Source organism: Paraburkholderia caledonica, from assembly GCF_000383275.1.
Classification (GTDB): domain Bacteria; phylum Pseudomonadota; class Gammaproteobacteria; order Burkholderiales; family Burkholderiaceae; genus Paraburkholderia; species Paraburkholderia caledonica.
Map to the genome: position 1 here is coordinate 196,880 of NZ_KB911043.1, position 26,681 is coordinate 223,560.

At 63.7% G+C, this 26,681-nt stretch carries 24 protein-coding genes; 12 read left to right on the forward strand and 12 right to left on the reverse strand.

The genetic code is table 11. The annotated features are described in order from the left end of the window. Positions 1-6: 6 nt before the first annotated feature. The 7 genes from sctS to H281_RS34875 all read left to right on the forward strand — a co-directional run bounded on the left by sctS (position 7) and on the right by H281_RS34875 (position 4,783). Complete coding sequence (gene sctS, locus H281_RS0125775) at positions 7-270, forward strand: type III secretion system export apparatus subunit SctS (protein ID WP_020070023.1); 264 nt, start codon at positions 7-9, stop codon at positions 268-270. Beyond that, positions 267-1,259, forward strand: a complete 993-nt coding sequence (locus H281_RS0125780; RefSeq protein WP_020070024.1) for a hypothetical protein — start codon at positions 267-269, stop codon at positions 1,257-1,259. Before sctS ends, H281_RS0125780 begins: the two co-directional genes overlap by 4 nt. A gap of 125 nt (positions 1,260-1,384) precedes the next feature. Beyond that, positions 1,385-2,677, forward strand: a complete 1,293-nt coding sequence (locus tag H281_RS34870; protein WP_020070026.1) for a hypothetical protein — start codon at positions 1,385-1,387, stop codon at positions 2,675-2,677. Continuing rightward, entirely contained in the window at positions 2,661-2,903 is a 243-nt protein-coding gene (locus H281_RS0125795) for a hypothetical protein (protein ID WP_020070027.1), read from the forward strand. Before H281_RS34870 ends, H281_RS0125795 begins: the two co-directional genes overlap by 17 nt. A 100-nt stretch (positions 2,904-3,003) precedes the next feature. Further along, positions 3,004-3,258, forward strand: coding sequence for a hypothetical protein (locus H281_RS0125800; protein ID WP_020070028.1), 255 nt, complete (start codon positions 3,004-3,006; stop codon positions 3,256-3,258). 132 nt (positions 3,259-3,390) lie between these two features. Continuing rightward, entirely contained in the window at positions 3,391-3,840 is a 450-nt protein-coding gene (locus tag H281_RS0125805; protein WP_020070029.1) for a CesT family type III secretion system chaperone, read from the forward strand. Between the two features lie 187 nt (positions 3,841-4,027). Further along, complete coding sequence (locus tag H281_RS34875) at positions 4,028-4,783, forward strand: response regulator transcription factor (protein ID WP_020070030.1); 756 nt, start codon at positions 4,028-4,030, stop codon at positions 4,781-4,783. 85 nt (positions 4,784-4,868) lie between these two features. Here H281_RS34875 and H281_RS0125815 read toward each other — a convergent pair whose 3' ends face one another. Then, positions 4,869-5,978 carry a TIGR03118 family protein gene (locus tag H281_RS0125815; RefSeq protein WP_027804954.1) on the reverse strand — a complete coding sequence of 370 codons (1,110 nt, stop codon included), beginning with the start codon at positions 5,976-5,978 and terminating at the stop codon, positions 4,869-4,871. 264 nt (positions 5,979-6,242) lie between these two features. On the opposite strand from H281_RS0125815, the gene H281_RS35650 reads away from it, so the two are divergent. Further along, positions 6,243-7,970, forward strand: a complete 1,728-nt coding sequence (locus H281_RS35650; RefSeq protein ID WP_020070032.1) for a hypothetical protein — start codon at positions 6,243-6,245, stop codon at positions 7,968-7,970. 168 nt (positions 7,971-8,138) lie between these two features. On the opposite strand, the gene H281_RS0125825 is transcribed toward H281_RS35650, so the two are convergent. The 4 genes from H281_RS0125825 to H281_RS0125840 all read right to left on the reverse strand — a co-directional run bounded on the left by H281_RS0125825 (position 8,139) and on the right by H281_RS0125840 (position 15,827). Next, a complete protein-coding gene (locus tag H281_RS0125825) occupies positions 8,139-9,224 on the reverse strand; it encodes a sensor histidine kinase (protein ID WP_020070033.1) in 1,086 nt (361 codons plus the stop codon). Positions 9,225-9,387: 163 nt separating this feature from the next. Then, positions 9,388-9,765 (reverse strand): response regulator, encoded by a 378-nt coding sequence (locus H281_RS0125830; RefSeq protein ID WP_020070034.1) that lies wholly within the window; start codon positions 9,763-9,765, stop codon positions 9,388-9,390. A 180-nt stretch (positions 9,766-9,945) separates the two neighbouring features. Continuing rightward, positions 9,946-10,632 carry a response regulator transcription factor gene (locus H281_RS0125835; protein WP_020070035.1) on the reverse strand — a complete coding sequence of 229 codons (687 nt, stop codon included), beginning with the start codon at positions 10,630-10,632 and terminating at the stop codon, positions 9,946-9,948. Between the two features lie 116 nt (positions 10,633-10,748). Next, positions 10,749-15,827, reverse strand: a complete 5,079-nt coding sequence (locus H281_RS0125840) for a trifunctional serine/threonine-protein kinase/ATP-binding protein/sensor histidine kinase (RefSeq protein WP_020070036.1) — start codon at positions 15,825-15,827, stop codon at positions 10,749-10,751. A gap of 413 nt (positions 15,828-16,240) precedes the next feature. Between H281_RS0125840 and H281_RS0125845 the strand changes: the two genes are divergently transcribed. Next, positions 16,241-16,573 (forward strand): hypothetical protein, encoded by a 333-nt coding sequence (locus H281_RS0125845; RefSeq protein ID WP_020070037.1) that lies wholly within the window; start codon positions 16,241-16,243, stop codon positions 16,571-16,573. Between the two features lie 103 nt (positions 16,574-16,676). On the opposite strand, the gene H281_RS0125850 is transcribed toward H281_RS0125845, so the two are convergent. The 4 genes from H281_RS0125850 to H281_RS0125865 all read right to left on the reverse strand — a co-directional run bounded on the left by H281_RS0125850 (position 16,677) and on the right by H281_RS0125865 (position 21,030). Then, positions 16,677-17,456 (reverse strand): alpha/beta fold hydrolase, encoded by a 780-nt coding sequence (locus tag H281_RS0125850; protein ID WP_020070038.1) that lies wholly within the window; start codon positions 17,454-17,456, stop codon positions 16,677-16,679. Between the two features lie 83 nt (positions 17,457-17,539). Further along, a complete protein-coding gene (locus tag H281_RS0125855) occupies positions 17,540-17,875 on the reverse strand; it encodes a DUF4148 domain-containing protein (RefSeq protein ID WP_020070039.1) in 336 nt (111 codons plus the stop codon). 239 nt (positions 17,876-18,114) lie between these two features. After that, positions 18,115-19,623: a M81 family metallopeptidase gene (locus tag H281_RS0125860; protein WP_027804955.1), complete on the reverse strand. Its 1,509-nt coding sequence runs from the start codon at positions 19,621-19,623 to the stop codon at positions 18,115-18,117. 117 nt (positions 19,624-19,740) lie between these two features. Then, on the reverse strand, positions 19,741-21,030 hold the full coding sequence (locus H281_RS0125865; protein WP_020070041.1) for an MFS transporter: 1,290 nt from the start codon (positions 21,028-21,030) through the stop codon (positions 19,741-19,743). 160 nt (positions 21,031-21,190) lie between these two features. Between H281_RS0125865 and H281_RS0125870 the strand changes: the two genes are divergently transcribed. Both H281_RS0125870 and H281_RS0125875 read left to right on the forward strand, forming a co-directional pair. Next, the gene (locus tag H281_RS0125870; RefSeq protein ID WP_020070042.1) at positions 21,191-22,159 is read left to right on the forward strand and encodes a LysR family transcriptional regulator; all 969 of its coding nucleotides are present in this window, start codon (positions 21,191-21,193) and stop codon (positions 22,157-22,159) included. 63 nt (positions 22,160-22,222) lie between these two features. Further along, positions 22,223-22,810 (forward strand): TetR/AcrR family transcriptional regulator, encoded by a 588-nt coding sequence (locus H281_RS0125875; RefSeq protein ID WP_020070043.1) that lies wholly within the window; start codon positions 22,223-22,225, stop codon positions 22,808-22,810. 107 nt (positions 22,811-22,917) lie between these two features. Here H281_RS0125875 and H281_RS0125880 read toward each other — a convergent pair whose 3' ends face one another. From H281_RS0125880 to H281_RS0125890, 3 genes are all read right to left on the reverse strand, one after another. Next, complete coding sequence (locus H281_RS0125880; protein ID WP_020070044.1) at positions 22,918-23,427, reverse strand: cytochrome P460 family protein; 510 nt, start codon at positions 23,425-23,427, stop codon at positions 22,918-22,920. Between the two features lie 22 nt (positions 23,428-23,449). Next, positions 23,450-24,481 (reverse strand): alpha/beta fold hydrolase, encoded by a 1,032-nt coding sequence (locus tag H281_RS0125885; RefSeq protein ID WP_020070045.1) that lies wholly within the window; start codon positions 24,479-24,481, stop codon positions 23,450-23,452. A 149-nt stretch (positions 24,482-24,630) separates the two neighbouring features. Further along, positions 24,631-24,960 (reverse strand): DUF4148 domain-containing protein, encoded by a 330-nt coding sequence (locus tag H281_RS0125890; protein ID WP_027804956.1) that lies wholly within the window; start codon positions 24,958-24,960, stop codon positions 24,631-24,633. A 320-nt stretch (positions 24,961-25,280) separates the two neighbouring features. Between H281_RS0125890 and H281_RS0125895 the strand changes: the two genes are divergently transcribed. Next, positions 25,281-26,480: a cytochrome P450 gene (locus tag H281_RS0125895; RefSeq protein ID WP_020070047.1), complete on the forward strand. Its 1,200-nt coding sequence runs from the start codon at positions 25,281-25,283 to the stop codon at positions 26,478-26,480. The last annotated feature ends 201 nt before the right edge of the window (positions 26,481-26,681 follow it).

Sequence of the window (26,681 nt, forward strand, 5' to 3'; positions counted from 1 at the left end):
GTTCTCATGAACATCGACGCGCTGATCGGCCTCGCGACGCAGGGGCTTCTGCTGTGTCTTTACGTGTCGCTGCCGATCGTGGTGATCGCGGCCGGCGTGGGCCTCGTCGTTTCATTCCTGCAGGCCGTCACTTCGCTGCAGGATCAGACGCTGTCGTTCGGCGTCAAGCTGGTGGCAGTCGTCGTCGCGCTCGTCGTGGCCGCGCCCATTTCGGCCGCCGCCGTGCTGCGCTTCGCCAACCAGGTGTTGCAGGCCGCGACCTCGCAATGACGACGGTCTCCGCCCAGACGCGCGCGGCGCAGGCCGGCGCGTCCACCGAAACGTCACCGGCGAACCGCGCGAGCCACGACGCGTCGCATACACAGGCCGTGCGCTTTTCTGCCGTCTACAAGAACAACGTGACGTTTGCGCACGCGCATCACTCGCATCATCTTGCGCAAGCGAACAGCGCGAAGGCACGTCAACTTGCGGCCGCGTTGCGCAAGCGTCAGGCGGCTGCGCGAGCCGCAGGCAAACGCTTCGCGCCCTCCCAACGCGCTGCGTCGACTGTGCACGGTGCGCTCAAAGGCGCTCACGCGACCGGCGCAAAAACGGCGCGGGGCAAGGTGCAAGCCGATCGCGTCACGCGCGACGGCGGCCGGCAAGGCGGCGGCGGTGCCGGCGGCCAGCCGCAGCAGGAAGGCGGTCAACAGAACGGCAAGCAACGCGACGATCCGCACGATCATGATCATGACAGCGCGTCCGGCGGGGTCTTTGCAGCCACTGCCGTTGAAGGCGTCAGCGCGATTACACCGCCGCGCTCCGGTGCCGCGCGCGGCGCCGAAATACGCGCTGCCATCGGCGAAGCGCTGCTCAAGTTGCGCGACGATATCGCGGCGGGAAGCGTGCCGTCAGCCGATCGCGCATTGCAATCGCTGATGCAGCGCATCCACATGTTGCGCGCCGCCGAAGGCGCGCTTGCGCCCAGCACGTCGGCGGCGAGGCGCGAACTGCTCACCACAGTTTCAGAGCGTCTCGCGCAAACGGCACTGGACGCAACGCGTGTGGCCGGCTCAACGCAACAGCTCGATGCGCGAGGCGCACCAGGCGCCCACGGTTCGACCGCAGGTCTTGCTCAGCGCGTGAATCTGCTGGCGAACCTCGTCCTGCTCGCGCTCGAACGCCCGAACACGCCGGATCAGGCCGAGCGCGGGCGTCATCTGAACGCGGCCCTGCTTGGCGCGATCGAAGCGCGGCTGCGCACCACGTCGCGTGCCTGAGTGGCGTTTCGTGCGGCCGTGGACGGCTTCGCAAACGCGGGCACGTTGCACGCGGATATCGCTAATCTGGATTGCGTGGCGTGTCGATCCGATGCGCCGAACGATCTTCGCGTAAGTCTGAAACCATGAAACTGCTGCGCATCCTGACAGGTAACCATGCCGGCGCGGAAGCCCGCCTCAGCACGGGCGCTCACCGGGTCCACTCCGACGACGATGCCGACATCCGCATCACCGACTGGAGCGGCGCGGCAGTCGTGCTGAACGTCGACGAAACCGATGTAGTGACGGTTACGCGCATCGAGCCCGCGCCCGTCAACGCAGTAGCAATGGACTCGACGGACTCCGCCGCCGCTCACACCGACGAAACCGCGCACCCGGACGCGCTCGACCCCGGCGTCGTGCTGATGACCGACTTCGTGCCGATGCAGTTCGACCAGACGGTTCTATGCATCGGCCCCGACGACGCCGTGTGGCCGAGCGATCTCGCCCTCCTCTCGACGCTGCTGGTCAAGCCCGAAAGCGCCGACGATCCCGCGCACGAGACCGCCGCCGGAAGCGGTCAATGGATCATCAAGCGCAAGCTGGTGACAGCCGTGGGCGCCGCGTGCGTGATGCTGGCGATTGGGTCGGGCGTGGTGTCGATGGCGTTGAGCACGCGTGCCAAGGCATCGTTGCCGCCGCCCGACGTCGCCGCCGCCGAACAGGCCAATCGCGATCTCGCGGGCGCGCGTCTGACCGATCTGCATGCGACGCTCGACGGCCACGGCGGCGTGCTCGTGACCGGGCTTGTCTCCAGTGCCGGCGACGACCTGGTCGCGCAGCGTCTGCTCGAACACATCCAGGGCGCGCGCGTGACCCGCCAATACGGCAACGCCGAAGACACGGCGCGCGGCATCAAGGAAGCGATCGGCGTGGCGAACGTCGACGTGCATTACGCGGGCAAAGGCGTGTTCGCAATCACGGGTACGGGTGTCGACATCGACGGCGTGCAGCAGGCCGTGCAGCGCGTACGCGCGGATCTCGACGCGAACGTGAAGGAACTGCGCATCGACGCAACGGGCAGCGACGCGACGCCCACCGCCGAGGCCGACGGTCAGTACACGACCGTGGTGTCGTCCGATCGCGTGCGCTATGCGCAGACACCGGATGGCGTGAAGCACATCTTCATCCTCGCCGACGACCCCGCCGATGCGCCTATGTCCGGGAGCGACGCCGCAGCGAACGGCGACAGCGATGGCGAACGAAGTCACGGACTGAGCGGCGCGGCGCCCGAAGCGGCCACGCAAGCGGGCACACAAGCCACCGGACAGGCCGCTATGCAAGCCGCCGCACAAGCCGCCATGCAACCCCCTCAATTGGCAGCCGTCCCGGCAGCCGGACCTTCTGTCACGGAGAAATCTCATGTATCAGGCAATTGAACGTCATGCGGCGAAGTTCAACGATCTGCAAGGGCTCGTGCGCGCGCCCGATGCCGATGCGCAAGTCGCCGTGTTGCGCCGCGCGCTCGAAGAAAGCGCGGAGGAACTCAATAGCCGCACCGACGGCTCGCCGGAAGACCGCAATGCACGCGCAAAGATCTATCGCGGGTTGCTTGCGGCGAGCCGGATCATCGCTCAACTGCGCGAAGACGCGCTCAATGGCTGAGTTTCGACGCAACTGCGTCGAAACGTTTGTCCCCGCACTACGCGGGATTCCGATGCCGCGGCCACTCCGGCCCGGCCGTTCATTTCAAGGAGTGTCAATCATGGGTTCAATCACGAGTGCAGCGAGTTCCCTCGGAGCAGGCGCAGGCACTGCGGCGCAGGCCACCGCGGCCGGCAAGGCTGAAGATCTGTCGTCGTCCGCCGGCACTGATTCCGCGGTCAACCAGATCAACGCCAACGCACAGGATCAACTGAAGATCGCGCAGGCTCAGTCGAACGCGAGCGTGCTGCAAGCCGTGGGCGAAGCGCTGAAGTCGGGCGCATCGAGCCTGACGAAGGCCGCGCAGGCAAGCTGACGCCTGGCTGCGGACGCGCTTCACGGGCGTTGCAGCAAACTGTTTCTGGCGCGTTCGCCCCGGCGATACGCGCCTTTTCAATTCCGGCGTCGAGCACGCCGGGTTTCAACATCAACCAGAGTCGGACACGCCGTGGACATCGATTACTACACGCCGCTGATCGAAGATCTATGCACGACGGTCGGCCTGCCCGACGCCGGTCATGTGCTCGACACGCGCTCGATCGAAGTAGAAGGTTTCGACGTCCGGCTCGATCATTTCGATAACGACACCGGTCTTTATATTGTGTTCGAGTTCGGAACAGTCGCGCCGGAACGGGTGCTCGGTGTTTATCGGCTGATGCTGGAAGCCAACCTGCTCGTCTATGCGCAGGACCAGGCGCAACTGGGCGTGGACAGCGACACCGGCAGCTCCGTGCTGGTCGTGCGCGCGGAACTGTCCCAACTGAACGGCGAAACGCTCGCCGACCTGCTTGCCCACTATGCGGAACACGGCCGCTACTGGCAGCAGAACATACTTCAAGCCACCGACGAGCAGTATCAGGCCGTCGCGTCAGGCGCCTTCATGTGGATTCGCGCGTAATGCGCATATCTTCTTCGCGTGCGGAAGCCGCCGTCCCACCGGCGTTTCGGCGATCGAAAAACTAAATGGAATAGGACTCGACTATCGCGTGTTGTGTGATCAGGAGCGTGAGACGAAAGCCGCGCCGCCAGAACGAAAAACATGTCTGGCGCGCGCCTCGATCAGACATTCTCATCTTGGAACGATCATGCAAATCGCCTTGCTAACGCGCAACGACTCGACCTTTCGACGGATCAAGAATGCTTTCGAAGCGGACGGCATGCCCGACTGTGTTCGCTATACCGATGAACTCGGCCTGATTCGCTCACTCGAGCGCAGTCCGCCGGATCTCGTCATCATCGAATCGGAGACGGAGTTCTCCACCAGCAATCTCGTGCTCGCGTGGCGGGCGTGCCATTTCAGACAGGACTTGCCGGTCATGATGATCGGCCAATGGTGGGACTCGGTAAGCATGACGAACGCACTGCACGCGGGCGTCGACGAAATCGTCGTGGGCGAGTTTCGCCTCGAGGAAATAGTGGCGCGCGGCCGTCACGCGGTGGAGCGCCGGCGCGGCGAGCGCACGGCGCAGAGCATTATCACGCTCGGCTCTTCGACGCTGTACCGGGCGACACGCGAGTTCGTCACACTCGACAAACGCGTGCGGCTCACGGCGCGTGAATTCAGCATAGCGTGGCTGTTCTTTTCGCATCCCGGTGCGCTCATCACGCGCAAGGAACTGGCGCACGCGGTGTGGGGAAAGGAGCTCGATATTGCTGGGCGTTCGCTCGAACAGCATATCTACAAACTGCGCGCCAAACTGGAACTGGACGAACACAGCGGCCTCACACTGCGCACCGTGTATTCGCTCGGCTACATGCTCGAACAGATCGAAGCGCCGCATCGCCGCGATATCAGCACGACGCGTGCGCCACGCGCGCGAATGGCCGAAGCGGTGTCGTGACACTTGCCGGCCATTGCGCGTAACGCAGCAGAGAACACGGCCTTTTGGCGACCCGCAGCGCGGGTCGCCATCTCGACGTTCCGCGTCAGTTGGCCAGATCGATACGGCCATACACGCCTGCAACTTTCTTGTTCGGACCTGCAGCATAGAACAGTGTCGTTTTGGGCTGATTCAATACGCCGTTGCCGAACGAGAGCCCCCACAAGCCGGTCTGCTGGAACGCCGTGCCGTCTTGCAGCGTGAGCTTGCCGAGCGGCTTGAGCGAGACTGGATCGAACGCGTTGATGTTACCGTCGCCGAAATTGCCGATCAGAATGTCGTTGCTCAGCGTGCCGAAACCGGCGGGCGCCTGGGCGACTGCCCACGGCGCGTTGAGCACGCCACCCGCTGGAATCTGTTGCAGCAGATTGCCGTTCAGATCGAATACGTCGACCACGCCGAGGCCCGCGCCCGTCACCTGAACCTTGCGGCTCGCGTCCTGCTGCGCATATGTCACGAAGATTTTCGAACCGACTGTCTGAATGCCGAACGGAGCGAAACCCGCCGGTACAGATGGGTCCTTGAACGTGCCAGGCAGCGCGATTTTGTTGAACGCCGCATCGAACACGTCGACCTTTGCGTTGTGAAAGTCGGTTGCGTACAGCAGATTGCGGCCGCCGTTGCTGGCGAGCGTCAGGCCTTTGTAGATGGCGCCACCGGCCGCGTCGTCGAACGCGGTGACGGCTGCGGTCGGCAACACTTTCGGCGACCACGCGGCGATCGTGCCCGCTTCCGTCGCAAACATGAACACGGCGTTGCTCTTCGCAGAGCCGTCCGGCGTCGCGATCATGAAGTCCGTAGCCGTGCCGTTGAAGACGATGCCGGTCGGCCCCGCCACGCCGTTGGTGCCCGGCGGAATCGTCACGATCAGCGATTGCGGCACGCCGTTGCCGTCGAACAGCACGGACTTTTGCGAGCCGTTGCCCGAGACCCACGCGGCGCCGGCCGGATTGAACGCGATGCCCCAGCCGTTCTTCAGATCGGGCGCGGTGTTGGGCGCGGCGACGCTGCCGTCGGACACCAGCACCATGGACTTGAATACGCTTGCGTTGGCCGTCTTGCCGTTGTCGACATGATCGCCGCCGCCACAGGCGGTGAGCGTCAATGCGGTAAGTAGAGCGGCTGCTGTCTCGAGTAACGCGGGTTTATATTTCATTCGAATCTACCGTCTGCAAAGTTGAAGGGATGTATTGCGACGAGGGCGGCCGGCCAGGAATCGTCGTATTGCAGAATAGAGTTCGAGTGAGCCGCGTTTGGCGGCGATGCCGAAGGTCTGCGCGGTTTGGCGAAGGAGTGCATTGCATCCGGGCAGTCCGCGCGCAGCTAGTTCGCTGGCGCGCTTATGACTTCGCGCGATCGAGGGGCGCTCATACGTTAGCGGCTACCGTTGTCTGCATGAATGCGACCGGAGAGCCTCCAGATGATGCGTGTCAATGGAATGCCCGCAGCGCCTGATTCAGCGACGCCAGCCGCGCAGGACGACAAGTCCGCGAGCGGCCCGACGCCGAATGCTCCGGCGCGTGCGCCGGTTCCGGCGCAACTTGCTCCATACAAGCCAAAGCGCGAACCCGTGCAGCCCGGTGCCTACCGCGATCAACTTCTGAAGGGGCCAATGGGCGCGATCGGCAAGGTCGCGTCGCCGCCCAAACCGCAGCCCGCAGTCGACGACATTCACAATTTCGTGCCGCCGAAGGGCAGCGCCGGCAAGGGCGTGTTCAACGCGATCAGGCAAGCTTTGGGCAGCGGACAGAAAGGCTTCACGCCGCTCAACCTTGCTTCCAAAAAACCGCTCACCGGCGTGCTCGGCGCGAATTCGCGCGCGGCCGGCGGCAGCTTCGTGTACGACGCCCACACCGCACACGAGATCCCCGGCATGATCGCGAGCGGCGCATCGGCCGTGGTCGCGCATCAAACCACCAAACGCTATGAGCAGAAACTTGCGGCGATGCTGCGCGAAGATGTGCTTGCCTTCGACGCGTTGCCCCAACCCGCGCCGAAGGGCATTCCGATGAAGGGTATTTCATCGTCCGAGCAAGGCGGGGTCGCGACGAGCCATGACGAAACGCAAGCCCAAACGCAAGCGCCGACGGACGACTTGATGGCTACGACTGAGCCTGTCCGCACGAACGCACCCGAATCAGCCGTACACAAAACCAACAGATATCTGCCGACCACACCGGAGAACATGATCGTCACGCGCCAGCGCGGCGAATGGCAATACGACAAGGCGAAACTGCTGCGTGCTGCGAACGATCCGGCTCATCCGCAGCATCAACGTGCGCGCGATGTGCTCACGACCATGTCCATCGCGGAAAATCAGGGCAAGCGGCGCAGAGGCGCGCTCTACGAGAGCGCGACATCGGCGACGGCGGCGGCGGCCGGCGCGGTGCTCGCCGCAGGCACGCATGGCGCGGCCACGCCGCTGATCGTCGCTGGGCAATCGCTCAATGCGGTGAAAGACGCGTTGGACATAAGGAAATTCGCGCTGGAAACGCGGCAAAATCTGCGCGACGAGAAAGCCGACGACGTACAGCGTCATGTCACGCAATCAGCCAGCAAGAGCGAGGCCTTCGACCACGCGCCGCTCGAAGCACAAGCGGGCGTCTACGCGAATATGTACGACAACGCCCGCCGCAAAACGGCGCAGCAGCATAATTTCGGTTACCGGCTGCCCGGCGCGTTGATCGACGATCGCAAGGCTGGCGTCTACAAAACCGCGGCAACCGATGTGGTGAGCGCGCACATCGCGGAGATCGCGCAGAAGGCAATGCGCCGTGCGCGACCCGAGATGCTCGGTCAGTTGCGCGGGACCAGCAGCGAGCCGAACCTCACGCGTTCAGCGCGCGAAAAAGCTGCACTGGAACAGATCGAAAACGATCCGCAATTGCGCGCCACGCTCACGCTGCTCACCGACGCCGGCATGCCGCGAACCGACGCGGTCAAAGCGATGATGCGCCTCGCCGCCGACGCGTTGAAACCCGCCGAAGAGAAATCGGCGAAAGCAGAAGCGCAAGACCTGAGTGCAATGTCCAATGATGAAAAGCTCGAGAAGATCGCGGGCATGATCGGCGAGCCGGGTCTTAAGCCGGCTGACGCCGCGAAGGAGTCGAAGGATGCGATCAAGGGCGCGTTGCGGCTGCGCTCATAAGGCGTCGGCGCGAACGGATGTGAGGGTGTTCGGGCATCTTTGATAACGCTGAGCGTCCTCACACGCGATAATGGGCCGCTGCACATGCAGCTCCAGCTACGACACGCGAGACCGCTCGCTTACTCCGCGAGTTTGCGTGGAGCTTTTCTATCGAGCGCTGTTTGATGCTCACGCTACCGCGAGAGGCAGCGTCAATCTTGCTTCGAGTCCGCCGTTACGGCGGTTTTCCAGTTGCAGTTCGCCACGCATCGCGAGCGTAAGACGTCGCGCGAGCGTGAGGCCCAAGCCGGATTCCGGCGCGCGCGCTGTCGTGCGTGGCGCGCGATACCAGGGCGCGAATACGGTCTCCATTTCGGCCGGCACGATACCCGGTCCGGAATCGACCACGGCCAGCACCACGCGCCGTGCATCGACGCGCACGCACAACCGCACGGCGCTGTCATAGCGCAACGCGTTGTCGATCAGATTGACGAGCACACAGCGCAGCGCATGCGGGCACGTTACGACCGGACACCCTACCTCGCCTTCGAGCTCGACCGAGCGGCCGGCGTCCCTGTAGTTATCGACGAGCGCACCGATCAGTCCGTCCGCATCGAAGCATCGCAACGGTTGTCCGGCCCAGCATTGCATTCGCGCGCAAGCGAGGCTTGCCTCGACCAGTTCGCCCATCTCGGCGAGATCGTGCTCGATCGCGTCGCGCACATCGCCATCGTCGAGCCGCTCACAGCGCAACGCCATACGTGTCAGCGGCGTGCGCAGGTCGTGCGCATAAGCTGCGAGCACATCGAGCACCTGGGCGACGCGCTCGGCGTCGTAGCGCTGCGCGCTGTTGATCGCGCGTACCAGGCGCGCGACCGTGGGCGGCCCGAACTCGGCCAACGCTTGCGGCAACGTGTCCGTGCTGCTGCGCTGCTCGATTGCGGCGGCGAGGCGCGCGATGCACGAACGCTGCTCGTACGCATATACCCACAGCGCCGCCGCGAGCAGCCCGAAACCGATCGCGACGAGGCAGACGATCGGCAGCAGGTTGCTGTCGGCGCGGCACGGCCGCGTGTAGAGCATCGCCGCGTTGGCAGCAGGTGCGCTTATCGTGACGAGTAGCGCAACGAGCAGCACGAACATCGCGATTGCGCTGATCCGCTGCGATTGCACGCCCGTGCGAATGGCGCGAACGGTGCGAACCGCGCGAGTGCGGATTCGCAGCACGGATTCCTGCAAGGCCTCGCGCGACACGGTCGAATGGATGAAGGTCATCGTCGTTCTCCTGGCGCCGCCACGTCGGACGGCATAGGAGACATGAGAGCATGCGGCATGGCGTTCGCACCATCAAACGAGAGGTCGCCCACCCCCTACGAAGGTTTGCCCTCGCCATGCACTGGTGTCGCTGGTGTCGCTGGTGTCGCTGGTGTCGCTCTTGCTAGCCGTGTCCAAGCGCGCGACGAATCCACGACTCGAGTTCGCTCGCGTCGATGGGCTTCTCGATCACACACAACGCGGAGCTGGCCCCTACCCTCGCGCGCGTGCGCGCGGAGGCCAGGGCCGTGATGAATAAGGTGGGAATGCGCATGCCGTCGGCTTCGAGCTTGTCGAGGAGTTCTATCCCGCCCATGCCGGTCATCTGGATATCGCAGATCAGGCAATCGGTTCGCGAGAGTACATCCGACGCAAGAAACGCTGCCGCGCTCGCGAACTCGCGCGCCTCCCAGCCGAACGAACGCACGAGGCTGCTGGCGGCGGCGAGCACGAAGGGGTCATCGTCGACAATGACGACGAGTTCGGTGGATGAAAGCGACAAAGCGATACCTGCCTGAGGCCAGGCAAACGGATGGGCCCATCCCACCGCTCACCGGTAACCCAGCATAACGCCACGCATGGGTACCGCCATCATATGTAGGTATGGGTACACCCGCGCCGCTTGCCGGAACACGGCGGGTACAGCTTCGCGCGCGCGAACGGTACGGTATAAAGCGTACGCTTACTGCTGCGCGGCGCCTATTCCGCCAAGTTTGGCGATACCGAGCGCTTGCATCTTGCGCACCAGTTCCGCCACCGAGCGCGTGTTCATCTTGCGCATCGCCTGCCCGCGATGAATCTTGGCCGTGATCTCCGCGATTCCCATGTTGGCCGCGATCTGCTTGTTCATCAGCCCCGCGGCCACGTGTTCGAGCACCTCGCGTTCGCGTGGCGTCAGCGATTCCCAGCAGGCGCGCACCTCATGCAGCGAGCGGTCGGCCTCCAGCCGCTTCGCGTCGCTGTCGAGCGCGGCGACTACCGCATCGATCATGTCCTGGTCGCGAAACGGCTTCGAGAGGAAATCCATCGCACCGGCCTTCATCGCCTTCACGGTCATCGCTATGTCGCCGTGGCCCGTCATGAAGACGATGGGCATGTGCGGCTGGCCGGTCTCCGACAGCGATTTCTGGAACGCAATACCGCTCTGCCCGCGCAGCCGCACGTCGAGCACGAGGCACGACGGATTCGCGCTTTTGGGCGCGGCGAGGAACTCCTCGGTCGAGGCGAACGCATGCACTTCGAGGTCGATCGAGCGCAACAGGCCGACCAGCGCGCCACGCACGAGGTCGTCGTCATCGACGATGTAGACGACGCGGGACTCGCGGCCCGTGGATGAAGCGGCTGTACGGAAGGTTCGGGAATCGGACATTGCGGCGTTCGCAGAGCTCTCGTTAAAGGCCGCGAGGCGGCCCGGTGGTTAGACGAATTCGAAGCGCCGGCGCCGGTTCACCCATGCTTCGTGCGAACCGCACGGCGGCGCGCTGCTTATGTTCCTTCCGCGTCGAGCCGCGGCAACACGAACCGGGCGCGCGTGCCGGTCACTTCGCGCGGCGCGAGAGTCAGCGTGCCGCCATGGGCATCGACGATCGAATGCGAAATGGCGAGGCCCATGCCCATGCCGTTGTCTTTCGTGGTGAAGAGCGGTTCGAGCAGCCGGTCCGCGACTTCGGGCGCGATGCCGCTGCCGAGATCGTCCACCGTCACCTGCACCGTGCCGTCTGCGCCCTTGGTGCACGCGAGCACGAGCAGCCGCCCGGTGTCGAGCGCAGCCATCGACTCGGCGCCGTTAGTCAGCAGATTGATCGCCACCTGCTGCAACTGAACGCGGTCGCCATGCACGTAGACGGGTTCGTTCAGGCCGCGCAATTCCAGCGTGACGTTCAGCGTGTCCAGGTGCGCGGCCACGAGAGCCGCGGCCTCGCGCAGCGCTTCGGACAGGTCGATCCTCGTGAACTGCGGCTCGGCCTTGCGGGCCTTTGCGCGGAGCGCCTCGATGATGCTTTTCGCGCGCGTCGCGCTGCGGCTGATGTGCGTGAGCATCTGCTGCGCTTCGCCGATCTCCGGAGGACTGCGGCTCAACCAGCGCAACGCGGCGCTCGCGGAGGTATCCACGGCGGCGAGCGGCTGCCCGACTTCGTGCACGATCGAAGCGACCAGCTCGCCCATCGCCTTCAGACGCGTTGCGCGCGCGAGGTCGGTGAGCGCGGCGCGCAGTTGTTCCTCAGCCCGCGCGCGCTGCTCGTTCTGCTCGACGAGATCGTCGTAGAGCCGCGCGTTTTCCAGCGCGAAGGCCGCCTGCGACGCGATCACTTCGAGCACCGCCGCCTTGGCCGCCGTGAACACCTTCGCGGCCAGATCGTTCTCGAGATACAGCACGCCTACCAGCGTCGAATAACGCATCAACGGCACGCATAACACCGAACGCGGACGCTTGCGGCGGATGTAGACGTCCTGCGCATAGACCGGCGAGTCGTGCGGGTCGTCGGCTACCACGCCTTCCTGAGTACGCGCGACGGCCTGCACGAGCGAGACCGGCAGCACGTCGGACGTGAACGGCACCGCCTCCTGCGTGACGGCGATCCCGCCGTTGACCACCTGCGCGCGTGCCGGCACCTGCCATACGCCGCGGCGCAGCAAAACGAGTGCGCCCTGCCCGGCGCCGGCGCTTTCGAGCGCCGTGCGCAACAGCGTTTCGACGAGCCGCGCCGGGACGATGTCGCTTGCGAGCGCATTCGAAATGCGCAGCACCGCTTGCACGTCGAGTTCCTGAAGACGGCTTGCGGCGGGTGCATCCATGTCGGCGTCGAACAGTTCAGGATGGCCGGTTTGCAACTGCCGCGCCTTCGCCATCGCGCCCCAGCGCTGCCACGCCCCGCGCGCGTGACGCAGGTACGCCTGCGCGCTCACCTCTTCGCCGCGCGCAGCGTGGAACGACGCCGCAAGCTCGGCCGCAAGCGCTTCGACCTGCGTGAAGCCGTGACGACGTGCGTGCGCGACAGCCTTCGCATACGATTCCAGCGCGTCGAGCGCGCGGCCTTCGACACGCGCCATCTCAGCATGCACCAGCTCGCATCGTCCGACGAAATTCTCCGGGCAGGCTCGCGCCCAGATCGCGAGTTGTCCGGCGTGGCGCTGCAACGCAGCCTCTTGCGCCGCATCGCGCTCTGGCAATGCGAGCAGCGCGAGCGCCCCGTAGAAAGGCAACTCGCCGCTCTCGGCGAATGAACGCGATGCGTTCGCGCAGGCTTCGGCACGTTGACGCGATTCCAGCGCATCCGCGAGGTCGCCGAACAGCAGCGCGCGCTGCAAGCGGTACACCCAGTAAGAGAAGTCCACGAGCGTGGTCGGCCTGCCGTCCACGGGCACCGGCGGCATCTCGACGCGGCCGTCGGGCTCGCCTTCCTGCAAGTGCGTGAGGAGCGCCCATTGCGACAGCAGCGCGTCGATCACCAGCTGGAAGTTGGCGTCGCGCGCGCTCGCCAGAGCGCGCGCCACCGTCTCGCGCACGTCGGCCAGCAACTCGCCTGCGAACAGCATGCCGGTGGCTTCGTTGCGGCCGCAATACAGCGCGAAGGTGTGATCGCTGCTTTCTATGGCGACGTTGTAGGCGCGGCGCACATAATCGCGCGCGCTTCGTGCCGGCAAGGTCCAGGGCACGACGAAGGTGCCGAACACCATGTAGACGCGCGCCCGATACCGTACGAGCCCGCGTTCGTCGACCAGGTGCAGTGCGAGCTGGCCGAACGGAAGCGAAAAGCTGTAGTCGCCGTAACGCACGCCGAAGATCTGGTTCATGCACGTGAACACGTTCGCGGCCGCGTCCGAATGGCCGTGCTCGATCGCGAGATTGACCGAGCGCAGCAGCATGAAGTCGACCAGATTCTGGTCGGTGTAGAGCGCGGGCGGGATGAGGTCCGAGATGATGTCGGTGATAGCGCGGCGCAGCGGGTCCGCGATGATCGGCAACTCGCGCAGCCCGGCAATGCCGTGCTGGTCCAGCCAACTGCGCAGACGCGCGTATTCGCGGTCCACGTCGGCATCGACGGGATGCATGGGCACCTCGATACCCGCGCGATGCAAAAACGCGAGACCCACGCCGAGCGCGAGATCATAGCGGCCGAGCGTCGTGTAGAGCGCGGCGCGCAGCCGCGCAAGATCGGCGCCGAAAATGCCGTCGCCCGCCTCGGCTTCCAGCGCCGACAGGCGCGCCTCGGCGACCTCCAGCGCGCCGGTCATGAACTCGGCCTCGCCGCACAGCTTGCGGGCGAGCAGGCCGTCTTCGCTCGCCGCCTGGTCGCCCAGCAAGTCGAGCGCCGCGCGGAAGAAGCCGAGCGACGAATCGTGCGCTGTTGCGGCTTTCGCCTCGCGCCCGGCGTCCAGGTTGAGGCGCGCGAAGACGCGCCGTTCGTCGGAATCGTCGAGCGCCGGGCGCGCGAGGTTGGCTTGCGCCGCGAGCGCGAACACATCCGTCTCGCCGCCCCGGTTCGCCAACTGGCGACGGGCAATCTGCAAATGAAGCTCGGCGCGCTCGGCTGCCGGCATCGACGCGTAAGTCGCCTCGCGAATCCGGTCGTGCCAGAACACCCAGTCGCCGTTCTCGCGATACACCGTGCCGGCTTCGAGCGCGGGTTGCAGATGCCGGGTTGCATCGAGTTCGGACAACCCGGCCGCCACCGCGAGCGTTGAAGTGGACGCGCGCTGCCCGAGGCAGGCCAGCACCCGCAGCATCAATTGCGTGGCGGCGGGCAATTGTCCGAGCTTTCGCGCGAGCAGTTCGACGACGTTATCGACGCCGCGCTGTGCCGTCATCTGTTCGAGACTCCAGCGCCACGCGGACGACTCCACGTCGTATTCGAGGAGGCCGTCGTCCGCGAGCAGGCGCAGCAGATGGTGCGCGAAAAATGGATTGCGCCCGGTCTTGCGGCCGATCATCTCCACGAGCGGCCCGAGCGAGTCCGCGTCCTGATGTAGCGCACGCGCAATCAATTCACGCAGCGCGCCTTCGTTCAGCGGCCCGAGTTGCACATGCCGCGCGGCGGCCACATCGGCCAGTTTGCCCGCGCGCAGCGGGTGATCCGCGGGCACTTCATTGTCGCGGAACGCGCCGATCAGCAGCAGCGCTGCATCGCTATGCTGATGCAGCAGCCGCTCCAGCACCTGCAAGGTGCCGGTATCCGCCCACTGGAGATCATCGAGCACGAGCACGAGCGGACGCGCGCCGTTCGCAAAGCACGCGATCAACCGCGCGATCCCCTGAAGCACGCGCTCGCGTTCGAGCGCCGGCGCGGCGTCCGGCGGGTCGAGCGCTTCGGGCTGCGGGCCGAGTACCGCGCCGAGCGCGGGCAAAAATGTGCTCAGCGTGCGGCCGACGGGCGCCGTGGCCGTGGCGATGCGCTCACGCCAGATCGCAAACTCGCCGTCGGGGCAGCCGAGCACGAAGCGCAGCAACTGCTCGAGCGCCTGGCCGAGAATCGCGTACGGCTTGCCGCGATGACCTTCCTCGCTCTTGCTGACGGCGAGAAGCGGCGGGCTCACACGCTGCATCCGTGCAACGGCTTCTTGCAACAGCGTCGACTTGCCGATCCCGGAACTGCCCGACACCCACGCGACGCGCGCTTGCCGTCCATCAACGACCGCACGGAACTGCGCGAGCAGCGCCTCGATTTCGTCGTCGCGGCCGAGCACCCGGTCGCCCTGCTGCAGGCGCTGCAGCGCCGCATGGGTGTCGAGCGTAAAAGGCGCGATCTCGCCGTGACGCCGTTGCAGGTCCTCACATCGATGCAGGTCCGCAAGCAGCCCCGCGGCGTCGGCGTAACGTTGCTCGGGCGCTTTCTCGAGCAGCTTCATCACGATCCGCGAGATTTGCGGCTGCACGTCGGCGGCGAGCTCGTATGGCGGACGCGGCCGGTGGGTCGCGTGCGCATGCACACGCGCGGCGGTGTCGGCGGCCTCGAAGGGCGGCATGCCTGTCAGCAACTGATAGAAGATGCAGCCAAGCGAATAGAGATCGGCGCGTTCGTCAACCGGCACGTTCATACGCGCGCCGAGTTCGGGCGCCATGTAGATGAAGCTGCCGTCGTTCCATTCGAGGTCGGCGTCTGGCGAAGCAGTGTTGTCGCCGGGACGGGTGGCGGAGCCAAAGCCGGTGAGAAACGTCTGGCCCTCGTCGTTGACGAGAAAGCGGGCCGGCGACAGCGCACGATGCACGATGCCCGCCGCGTGCATCGCGCCGACGGCCCTCGCAAGGCCGATGGCGATCTTCAGGAAGGCTGCGGTGCCGGCCTGGCGTGAGCCGCTGCAGCAGCGCAACGGCTCGCCGCCCGGATCGGCGAGCAGGAGAAGCGCGCCTTCGCCGTGCGGCACGAGCGCCTGCGGAACCGCCGACCACGTTTCATGCAGCGCGGCGCGCAACGCGTATTCGCGCTGCAGCGCCGCCAGCACGGCCGGCGCACCGCTCCCTCGACCGGCGACGAGCACCGACGACGCGCCGTCGGCAACGGCTCGTTGCAGACGCGGTGAACCATTGCCCAGTTCGATAAAGCTTCGGTTCGACAGTTCGATCATGCGAAGACGGTGTGGACGCAGCGACGCGCGCGAGCAGTTCAGGGAAGGTGCTCACAGCACCCATGCAGACGATTGCACACTCCTTCATCCTCCAGTTCTACGGGCAGTCCAATGGCCTCTACCTAAGGTGTGCGCCGAAAATCATACCCACTCCCAGTTCATTTCGGGTCAGGCAGTGAAAACAAAATAGACATTGCAGAATCTGTACGATCGTACGTATCAAAGCACGAGAACTGTACCCTCTCAATGATTAGAACTGTCCTGATTCTGAAGCAGTACTGTTCACGTTATAACGGCCTGAAACAGGCCGTTGCTTGCCTTCGGAAAAAGCACGCCCTATTATGGACCAACTGATCCATAATTAACAATCGTCCGCTGCCGCCGATCAGCCGCAGCCAACTTCGGGGAAAACAATGACCATCGATTTTTCGAAAGTGAATAGCGTCGCCGGTACATCCGCGACTTCGGGCTCGACGTCGGTTGGCGCGAGTAGCAGCAATAAGCCGTCGTTCCAGTCGCTATTGGCTGAACTCACCGATTATGTGAAAGGCACGCCAGGCGAGCGCATGGAAAAGATGATTCTCGCGAAGCTGGGAGTCACCGAAGAAGAACTGAAGAAGATGTCGCCGGAAGAGCGCGAGAAGATTTTGGCGAAAGTCCGGGAAATGCTGAAGAAAGAGATGGAGGCACAGCGAGAGATGCAACAACAGGAAGCTTCCGGACAACAGATTAACGTGTCGGTTTGAACAACGGATCATTCGCCCGCTCACATGCGTGAGCGGGCGAATAATCGATGAAGCTAGCGGCGAGGCTGCTGCTGTTTTGCCGCTTACTACCGCCTATTGCAGCTTATTGCGCAGCCTTCGCCGCGGCGATGATCGTGTCGGCAACGAGCTTCGGCTGGCTGACCATCGCGACGTGGCTTGCATTCGCCAACGTCACGTGCGCGCCGATGTTCTTCGCCATTGTCTGTTGCAGACCAGGATCGATCATGCGGTCCCGTTCGGTCACCACGAAGTACGACGGCTTGTCATGCCACGCTGCTTTCGTGACCTTCTCGCCGATACATGCCGAAGCCCACGGACCTTGCGTTGCAGCGATCACACGGCGCTGCGGCAAAGGCACGTCTTGCGCGAAATCTTCGAGCACCGCTTTGGTCGACAGCGTCAGATTGCCGGCCGAGTCTTTCTGCAATTCACTCGCCCATACAGGCGCCGGCTTGCCCTTCGTGATGTCTTCGATCGATTGACCGCTATCCGGCGCGAACGCCGCCACGTAGACCAAGTTTTTCACCTTGTCTTCGTTGCCCGCCTCGCTGATCACCACGCCCGCCCACGAATGGCCGACCAGAACCACAGGTCCGTTTTGCTGCTCGATCACGCGTTTCGTCGCGGCAACGTCGTCGGCCAGCGAGCTCAATGGGTTTTGCACTGCGACCACGTGTGCCCCGCGCGCTTCGAGCAGCGGGATCACTTTCTCCCAACTTGAACCGTCGGCAAATGCGCCGTGCACCAGCACGATGTTCTTGCCCTTCAGGTCCTGCGGCGGCGCCGCGTGCGATGCTTGCAGCGCGAACAGTCCGCCGAGCAGCAACGCGGAACCGACGAATTTCTTGAGAAGCCTGGTCATTGATTTTCTTCCGGCAGAATGGAGTTGACGTTGATTGAACTATTGCGCAGACGACGCGCGGCGAACGCGCGCCGCCGCGTGTATCACGAGTGCGCGTAGATCGGGCCGAGACCGACCACGCCCTGCTGCGGCGCCGATGCGCCGGTCGTCCGTGCGCGCGAGCCTGCTGCCGAACGGCTTTGCACGACGCCGCCATATGCCGCGGCGGCCGAGGCGTTCTGCGCGGCAACGCGCGCTTCAGCGGCTTCGATGTTCTTCGGATATTGGGTGCTGTCGCTGGCGGGGTTGTAGCCGGCCTTCTGCAACTGAACGAGTTCCGCGCGCACCTCGGCACGCGTCACCGCGTGACTCGACTGGGCGAATGAAACAGCGGGGACGGCAACGAGTGCGGCAACGAGAAGGGATTGAACGAGTTTCATGAGCTTTCTCCAGAAAACGACGGCATTCAAAGGTCAGAAGTTCGGTTGAAACACTCTGCAGCCCATATCTACGAGCTAGCGTGTCACCCGAATCGGGCGCAGTGTTGCGAATCAACCTTGCGTGACGACATTTGAACCCGCCGACGTATCTGGAATGTTTTCGCGAACCCGTTTAATGCAAGCGTGTTTATCGGGGCACGGCCTGGATACACTGCGATACAAAACCGCAGTGAAGCCAATCAGCCCGCTACCGTATTGAAATCACTGAATGACGGACCGAGTGGCCGCACTCGCATTTCCGGATCGAGATGCGTCCACGGCAGATCAGCAGGATCGGCGGCCATGGGGCCCGGCGCTTTGGCGACGAGAATCGCCTCTGCGATCGCTTCGAAATCTGCGCGAAAATGGACAGAACTCTTGTTGACCAGAATCTTCATTCGCTCGGGTTCAATGCCCGCCACGCGGAACAGATTGCGGTCGAAGACCTGCATTTTCACGGAGCTCACCGCGATCCGCACGCCTTCGATTCGCAGGCATGCGACCGGACCCAACTCGCCTTCCATGCCGTTGAGCATCGGCCCGTCGAAACGGAAGCGTCCGTCCGACAGGTGCTCGACCTCGAACTCGGCTTCGAGCGGCGCATCGCCCTCCACGCCCGCACCGCCGCCGAGCCGCAACGCAATGCGCGCCCCGACGCCCGCGCGATGTGCCGCGGCCGCCGCCTGCGCGTCCCAGATCACGCCGACTGCCGCATCTTTCGCGCCGTTGCGCAACAGCGCGCGCACCATGCCCATGGTGTTCGAGTCGCCGCCCACGCCCGGGTTGTCCTGCGTGTCCGCGATGATGACCGGGCGCGATGCGGATGCGCTCACGCGGATCGCTTCGAGCGCGGCTTCGTCGGGCGAGAGAAACGGCACGTCCCAGCGCGCTTCCTCGCCGACGATCCTGGCAAACAACGCGTCGGCGGCCTGCGTCGCCGCGTCTTCGTCGAACGAATAGGCCCAGATTGTCGGACCGCATTCAGGAAAATCTGCCGCAGGGAAGCCGGGCGCGAACGATACCGATACGACCGGGCGCTTCTCGAGATCGGCGAGCATGCGGTACATGTCGTTCGCCGGCTCGACCAGCGTGCACATGCCGTTTACCGGAATCAGGAAAGGAACCCGGCGTACCGCGCGATGCAATGGGCGTTTCTCCCACATCAGATCTTCGAGAATACGCGCGGCGCGCTCGCCGGTTTCCGCCATGTCGACGTGCGGATACGTGCGGTACGCAACGAGCGCACTCGCATGAGCGAACATGCGGGCCGTGACGTTCGCATGCAGATCGAGCGATACGACCACGGGCATGCGATCGCCGACGATCCGCCGCACGCGTTCGAGCAGCTCGCCCTCGCCGTCGTCGTGCTGCTCGGTCACCATTGCGCCGTGCAAATCCAGATAGATCGCGTCGAAGCCGCCTTGCTCGACGGCCGCGATGATCTCGCCGCCGATCCGCTCGAACGCATCCGTGGTGACATGTGCCGACGCGCTCGCGCCAGCCCAGATCACCGGCTTCAGTTCGCGGCCGTTCGCTTCCATGACCTTGATGAAGCCGCCGATCGGCACGTTGACGTCGCGCAGGCTGAACACGTCTGCGCCGCGAACCATCGGCGGGAAGCCTTCGCCCTGGACGAAGCTCTCATAAGACGCCTTGGTCGGCGCGAACGTATTGGTTTCATGCTGGAAACCGGCAATCAGGATTTTCATGTGGTCCACCTTGATGTGTTTCACCGCTGCGCGAAATCACGACGCAGCAGCGACAAATTAATTCGGATACCTATCTTTCAAGTCGCGATACGGATCTGCGGAGCCGCTTTGAAGCGGCTATTGCTGTTTCATCGTCAACTTGCCCTTCAGAATCAGAATAGCGGCCAGCGCGGCGGCGCACGCCATGACGAGAAGCCCCGCATGCATGCTGCCGGTCCCCGCCTTGGTCCAGCCGACCACCGCCGGCCCCCAGAATCCGCCGGACAGACCAACGGTATTGATGAGCGCGATGCCGCCCGCCGCCGCCGTCCCTTCAACGAGTTGCGACGGGATCGCCCAGAACACCGTGTAGGCCATCCACAAGCACGCCGTGCCCAGTGTCAGTGCGAGAAGCGTGAGCGGGAGATTGCCGTCCGCAAAGACCGTGGCGATCAGACAGGCCGCGGCGCCTAGCGCGGGAATCGCGCAGTGATAGCGGCGCTCGCCGAAACGGTCGGAACTGCGGCCCGCGAGATACATGCAGACGGCAGCCGCCACGTACGGAATCGCCGTGTACCAGCCAAGGCGCACCGTATCGGTCACGCCTTGCTCCTTGAGCAACGTGGGCAGCCAGAAACTGATCGCGTAGATCGGAAAGATGACGCTGAAGTAAGCGAGCGCGAGCACATACACTCGCGGGCTTTTCAGCACCGCCTTGAACGAATCCGCGCGATGCTGGGTCGGCGCGGTTTCGCCTTCGAGCAGTGCTTTTTCGCCGTCATCGAGCCAGCGCGCGTCGGCGGGTCGATCGGATATCACGCGCAGCGTCAGCAAGCCCAGCACGATGCACGGCAAGCCCTCGACGAGAAACATCCATTGCCAGCCGGCGAGGCCGCCGACGCCGGCGAGGCTCGTCATCAGCCACGCCGACACCGGTCCGCCGACAATGCCGCCCAGCGGTCCCGCAACGAACACCAATGCGATGGCGCGGGCCATGCGCGCCGGGCCGTACCAGCACGACAGGTAATAGATCATGCCCGGCGCAAAGCCCGCTTCGAAGACGCCCAGCAAAAAGCGCATCGCGTAAAACGCCGGCACGCTTCGCACGAACAGCATGCACGCCGACGTGATACCCCACAGCACCAGAATGCGGCTGAACGTCTTGCGAGCGCCGACTTTCGGCAGCATCAGATTGCTCGGCAATTCGAACAAAACATAGCCGATGAAGAAAATGCCCGCGCCAACGCCGTATGCGGCGTCGGAGAAACCGAGGTCGGACTGCATCTGCAATTTCGCGAAACCGACGTTGACGCGGTCGAGATAGGCGAACATGTAGCAGGCCACAAGGAACGGCAGCAGCCGCCAGTTAAGCTTGCTGTAGAGCGCGGCGGCGGGATCGCCGGCGGCCGAGGGATGGATTGCTGACATGGTTGCCTCCGTATGCCTTGCTGGCCCGTTGCAGGGGTTGAGTCGATGGTGGCAGCGCAAAAACGGACTAGCAAGAGCAACTAAGTTCACATATCGTTGTCTTATGGGCAACAGACGCCAATCCTGCGGTGAGCGGGGGTCCGGCGGTCGGAGCGATCAAATGCGAGAAATCAACCAGCAGCGGCTACGCTATTTCCACGAGGTGCTCAGTCACGGCACGATTCGCGGAGCGGCCGAACACATCAACACGTCGCCGTCGGTCATCACGCGGCAGATCAAACTGCTCGAAGACGAGCTGGGTGCCGTACTGTTCGAGCGTCAGGCGCGCGGCGTCAAACCGACCGAAGCCGCCATGCATCTGCTCGAGTTCTGGCGCGGCTACCGCTCGCAACAGGAGAAGCTCGAAGACCAGCTGCACGCGCTGAGGGGGCTGCGCACCGGGCAAATTCAACTGGCTGTCAGCGAAGGTTTCGTCGATACCTTCGTCGACGACGTGCTCGCGCCGTTCTGCACGTGCTATCCCGGTCTGGAAGTCAGCATGACGATGCTGGCGGTAGACGCGATCCTCGACGAGGTCGCGGAGAATCGCGCCCACATCGGTCTCGCCTATAATCCACCGCCGCACGCGCGCATCGCGTATCGGGCGAGTTCCGCGCAGCCGGTTGTGCTGCTGCTGAGAAAGGACCATCCTCTGGTCAAACGCGGCGGCCCGGCGCGTCTCGAGGATCTGCAGGCTTATCCGCTCGCGCTCATGCCGTCTACGTTCGGCATCGGTCATGTCGTGTCGATGGCACAGGTGGCCGCGAACGTGTCGATCCGTGCAACATTGACCACCAACTCGTTGAGCGCCCTCAAGCGCTTCGTCACGGCGGAGAACTTCATGACGCTGATCGGGGAATTCGCCGCATACCGCGAACTCGCCAGCGACGAGTTCACCACCGTTCCGGTCGCCCATCCGCTCTTTGAAAGCGCACAGGCGAGAGTGCTGGTCAAAGCCGACCGGCCGCTCGCCGCCGGGCCGCTCGAACTGTTGAAATGGATCGAGGAACGCATGCCGATGTTCGCACGCGGAAACGCACAGAGACACAAACCGCAAAAACGCGCATCCAGCCGCGCAAGCGGCGGCTAGCCGCGGCATATACGGCGAAACTTTTTTATTGATTGTTCAGTCCACAACTACCAGGCTGAAGATATGGTGAGACCACGTGAATTCGATCGGGACGAAGCGCTGGATCGCGCCATGCGCGTGTTCTGGTCCAAGGGTTACTCGGCGACGTCCACGGACGACCTGCTCGCGGCCATGGAAATTGGCCGGCAGAGTCTGTACAACGCATTCGGCGACAAGCGCAAGCTCTACCTGGAAGCGCTCGACCGTTATCAGCAGCACAGCATCTCGGCGCACGTCGAGCGGCTCACACGCGGCGCGTCGGCGCTAGCCGGCATCAAGGCGATGTTGCTGGGCGCGATTGCGGCGGACGCCGCCGAGCGCGCAAACGGTTGCATGGGCGTGAACAGCGCCGCCGAGTTCGGCGCGAGCGATCCCGATATCGTCGCGATCCGCGCAGCAGGCGCAAAGCGCCTGAAGCACCACTTGCTGGCTCGCATCGAACAGGCGCAGCGCGACGGCGAGATCGATCCGCAAATGAACGCGGAAGAAGTGGCGCTGTTCATCGGCAGCACCATGCAAAGCATTCAGTTGAATGCACGCGCAGGCATGACGCCGGCTGCGCTGCGACGCCTTGCGAAATTCGCCGTCGAGCGGCTGGTCGTGCGTTCATAGCGGAGCGAAGAACGCCGTAACGTTCGAACGGGCTGCAGCGATATTCACATCGCTGCAGCCCGCCCTTCTGAAACACTCACATGCACCCGGTGCGCGCGCCGCCTCGGCTACGGCGCAAATCGCGTGAACACATAATCGCGATCCTTCACCTTCGCCGCGTGACACGCGAAGCACGTCTGGTGCTGCGCGGCGTCAACGGGCTGCCCGTTGATGAAACGCCCGAAACCCCAGCCTCCCGTCGACGCATAACGGCGCGAGTCCTTGACCATCACCTGAACGGTAGTGGGCTCTCCGGGGATGGTCGCCGTCGCGAACTCGGGCGACTGCTTGCGCTTGTACGCAAGCTTGACCAGGATGGTGCCGTCGGGATACGGCAACGTCGACTTCTCGATTGCCTTGATCGCGGCGGGATTGCCCAGCACCACGCGCAGTTCGTCGAGCGGCGCGGCCTCCTCCGCAGGCGCGATCATCTGCCACTTGCGGTAGCCATCGGGAATCGTCACCCCGTAGATTGGCGAGGGCGCCGACTTCGCGGGCTCCGCCAGCGCATGATGTCCCACCGTGCCAAGCAGGAGCGCCGCATTCAGCGCAACCTGTGCAAGCCGGATTTTTCGCATTGCGTGTCTCCCGTTCGTCCGCTCAGAAACGGGCGACGTCGATGACGGCGTCGGCGAAAGCTTTCGGTGCTTCTTGCGGCAGGTTATGCCCCACGCCGCCGCCGATGTTGCGATGCGCGTACTTGCCTGTGAACTTCTTCGCGTAGGCTGACGGCTCCGGATGCGGTGCGCCATTGGCGTCGCCTTCCATCGTGATGGTCGGCACGGAGATGGTCGGGCCCATTGCGAGGCGCTTCTCCAGGTCGTCGTATTTCGGCTCGCCGGACGCGAGGCCGAGACGCCAGCGGTAGTTGTGAATCACAATCGCGACGTGGTCGGGATTGACGAACGATGCCGCCGTGCGTTCGTACGTCGCGTCGTCGAAATTCCATTTCGGCGAGGCCGTATGCCAGATCAGCTTGTTGAACTCGTGACGGTTCGCGTCGTAGCCGGCTACGCCGCGCTCGGTCGCGAAGTAGAACTGATACCACCAGGCAAGTTCCGCTTTCGGCGGCAACGGCGCTTTGTTGGCTTCCTGGCTGCCAATCAGATAACCGCTGACCGACACCATCGCCTTGCAGCGCTCCGGCCACAGTGCCGCGATGATGTTCACGGTGCGCGCGCCCCAGTCGAAGCCGCCGAAAATGGCCTTGTCGATCTTCAGCGCGTCCATCAGGTTGATGATGTCGACCGCGATAACCGCCTGCTGGCCGTTGCGCGGCGTATCCGCCGAAAGAATGCGCGTCGAGCCGTAGCCGCGCAGGTACGGCACGATCACGCGGTAGCCGGCGGCGGCCAGCAGCGGCGCGACTTCCACGTAGCTATAGATGTCGTACGGCCAACCGTGCACCAGAATGACGACGGGGCCATTTTGCGGACCTGTTTCCGCGTAACCGATGTTCAGCGTGCCGGCGTTGATCTGCCGTAAGTTCTCGAACGACGTGGCGCCGGATCCGGATTTCGTGCCGCTCGACTGCGCGTGCGCGAGTCCGCTTAAACCGAGTTCCATCAGGCTGATGCCTGCGACCGTCGTGCCCAGCAGACGGCGCCGCCGCGTATTGACCTGTTCAGACATGGCTATTTCCTCTTCTTGTACGAAAACCTGGTAGGACCTGCATGCACTCGCGAAAAACTTTTAACGAGTCCGCACGCGATCAGCGGCGCACGAACAGGTCGATCGTCGAAATGAATACAGGCAGTGGGATAAATGAACGGTGTGTTTCGTTAAGGCTTGGCGTAGATCGGGCCGAGGCCGATGACATCCGACTCGGACGAATGCGGCGAACCGGAAGCCGAGCTGCCGTAAGTAGACGATCCATACGATGATGCGAGCACATTCTTCTGTGCGTCGATACGTGCCTCTGCGGCCTGGATGTTCTTCGGGTACTGCGTTTGATCGCTTGCGGGGTTATAGCCGGCGTTCTGCAATTCGACCAGTTGCGCACGGACTTCCGCGCGGGTCAGCGGCTGGTTCGACTGCGCGAACGATACAGACGGCAGTGCAACGGCAGCGGCGACGGAAGCGACGGCAATCAGCGATTGAATGACTTTCATGATATCCACCTCAAGAGAATGTCTTTCGACGCAAACGCCCGTTTGCGTTTTCGGGTTCTGCAAGCGCCAGTGCGGCTGGCATGGAATCATTAGACGCTCTCCAGGTATCTGGCGTATGTCGGCGATCCGCGCCGGTGCAACGTTATGTAACGCCCCGGCACGCAGACACATTGGGATACAAAACGAAGGCGGCTCGCATTGACCCTCCTCCGCATGGACAGCATTCGCTGTGGCAGGTGGAATAAGACAAGCCTGCCGGGTGTTATCGGTTGCAACCGGCGTAGCCGTCCGTCCACCGACTTACTGGAACACCCCGCACGATGAATTTCGCGACCTTCTCGTCTCCCGCCTTCTTTACCGATCCCTATCCGATGTACGAAAAGCTGCGGGAGGCAGGTCCGCTGCTGCCTGTCGGGCCCAACGCGCTCGTCACGGGCCGCTTCGAGATCATCGACGCGCTGTTGCGCGACCGGCGCATGGGCAAGACCTATCTGCAAAGTGTACGCGCACGTTACGGCGACGCGGCCACCGAACAACCGGTATTTCAGGCACTCAGCCGCACCTTTCTGATGATGAACCCGCCGGCGCACACCAAGCTCCGGACGCTGCTGATGAAAGCGTTCAACGCGCGGCAAGTCGAAAAGCAGAAAGAGATAGTCGAAGCGACCAGTCGCGAACTTCTGGATCGCATCGGCTCCGCGGCCCAATTCGACCTGGTGAGCGAGTACGCGTTGCCATTGCCGGTCGAGATCATCTGCCGGCTGCTTGATATCCCCTCTTCTGATGGCACTGAACTCGGTGTGGCCGCGAGCCGCCTTGTCGCCGCATTCGATCTCGCGCCGCTCGATGAGGCTGCGCTCGCCGATGCGAATGAAGCCGCGCTCACGCTAGAACGCTATTTCCGCACGGTCATCGAGCAGCGCCGCGCACGCCCCGGCGACGACATCGTCTCGTCGCTGGTTCATGTCGAGGACGAAGGCACGACCTTAAGCGACGACGAAATCGTCTCGAACGTCATACTGTTGTTCATTGCCGGCCACGAAACCACGTCGAACATGATCGGCAATGCAATGGTCGCGCTGTTTCGTCATCCAGTGCGGCTCGAAGCGCTCAGGCGCGAGCCGGCAATAATTGCAAAGGCGGTTGCCGAGTGCATGCGCTTCGACAGTTCTGTGCAAATGGTGGTACGCACCGCGCTGGAGGAAGTAGTGATTCATGACATAACGCTCAAGCCCGGCACGATCGTCTTCATGCTGACCGGCGCAGCGAACCGAGATCCCGCGGTGTTCTCGCATCCCGACGAACTCGACTTCGACCGTGGTCCAAATGTCCCTTCCCTCGCATTCGGCGGCGGCATTCACTATTGCCTTGGCGCAAGGCTCGCATTGCTCGAAATGGAAGTGGCGCTGCGAGATCTTCTCGCGCGCTTTCCGCAGATGCAGTCCGAAGATCTCGACCAGCTGACCTGGCACCGCCGTAATAATCTGCGCGGCGTGCAATCGTTGCGAATACATATCTGAGCGATTGCATACGACGCGCCGCGTCGGCTTCTTCTAATTGCGTTTGTCGCGCTATTTATTCGCGCCGATGACGTTGCAGTTCATAGAACGCGGTATAGCCAACCGCTACTTTCCTGCAACGTCTTTCCCGCCTTTCGTTACACGTCTTTCCCCGCTGATATTCGCGATTCAATCAAAGCGCTATTGCATATGAATAGGCAG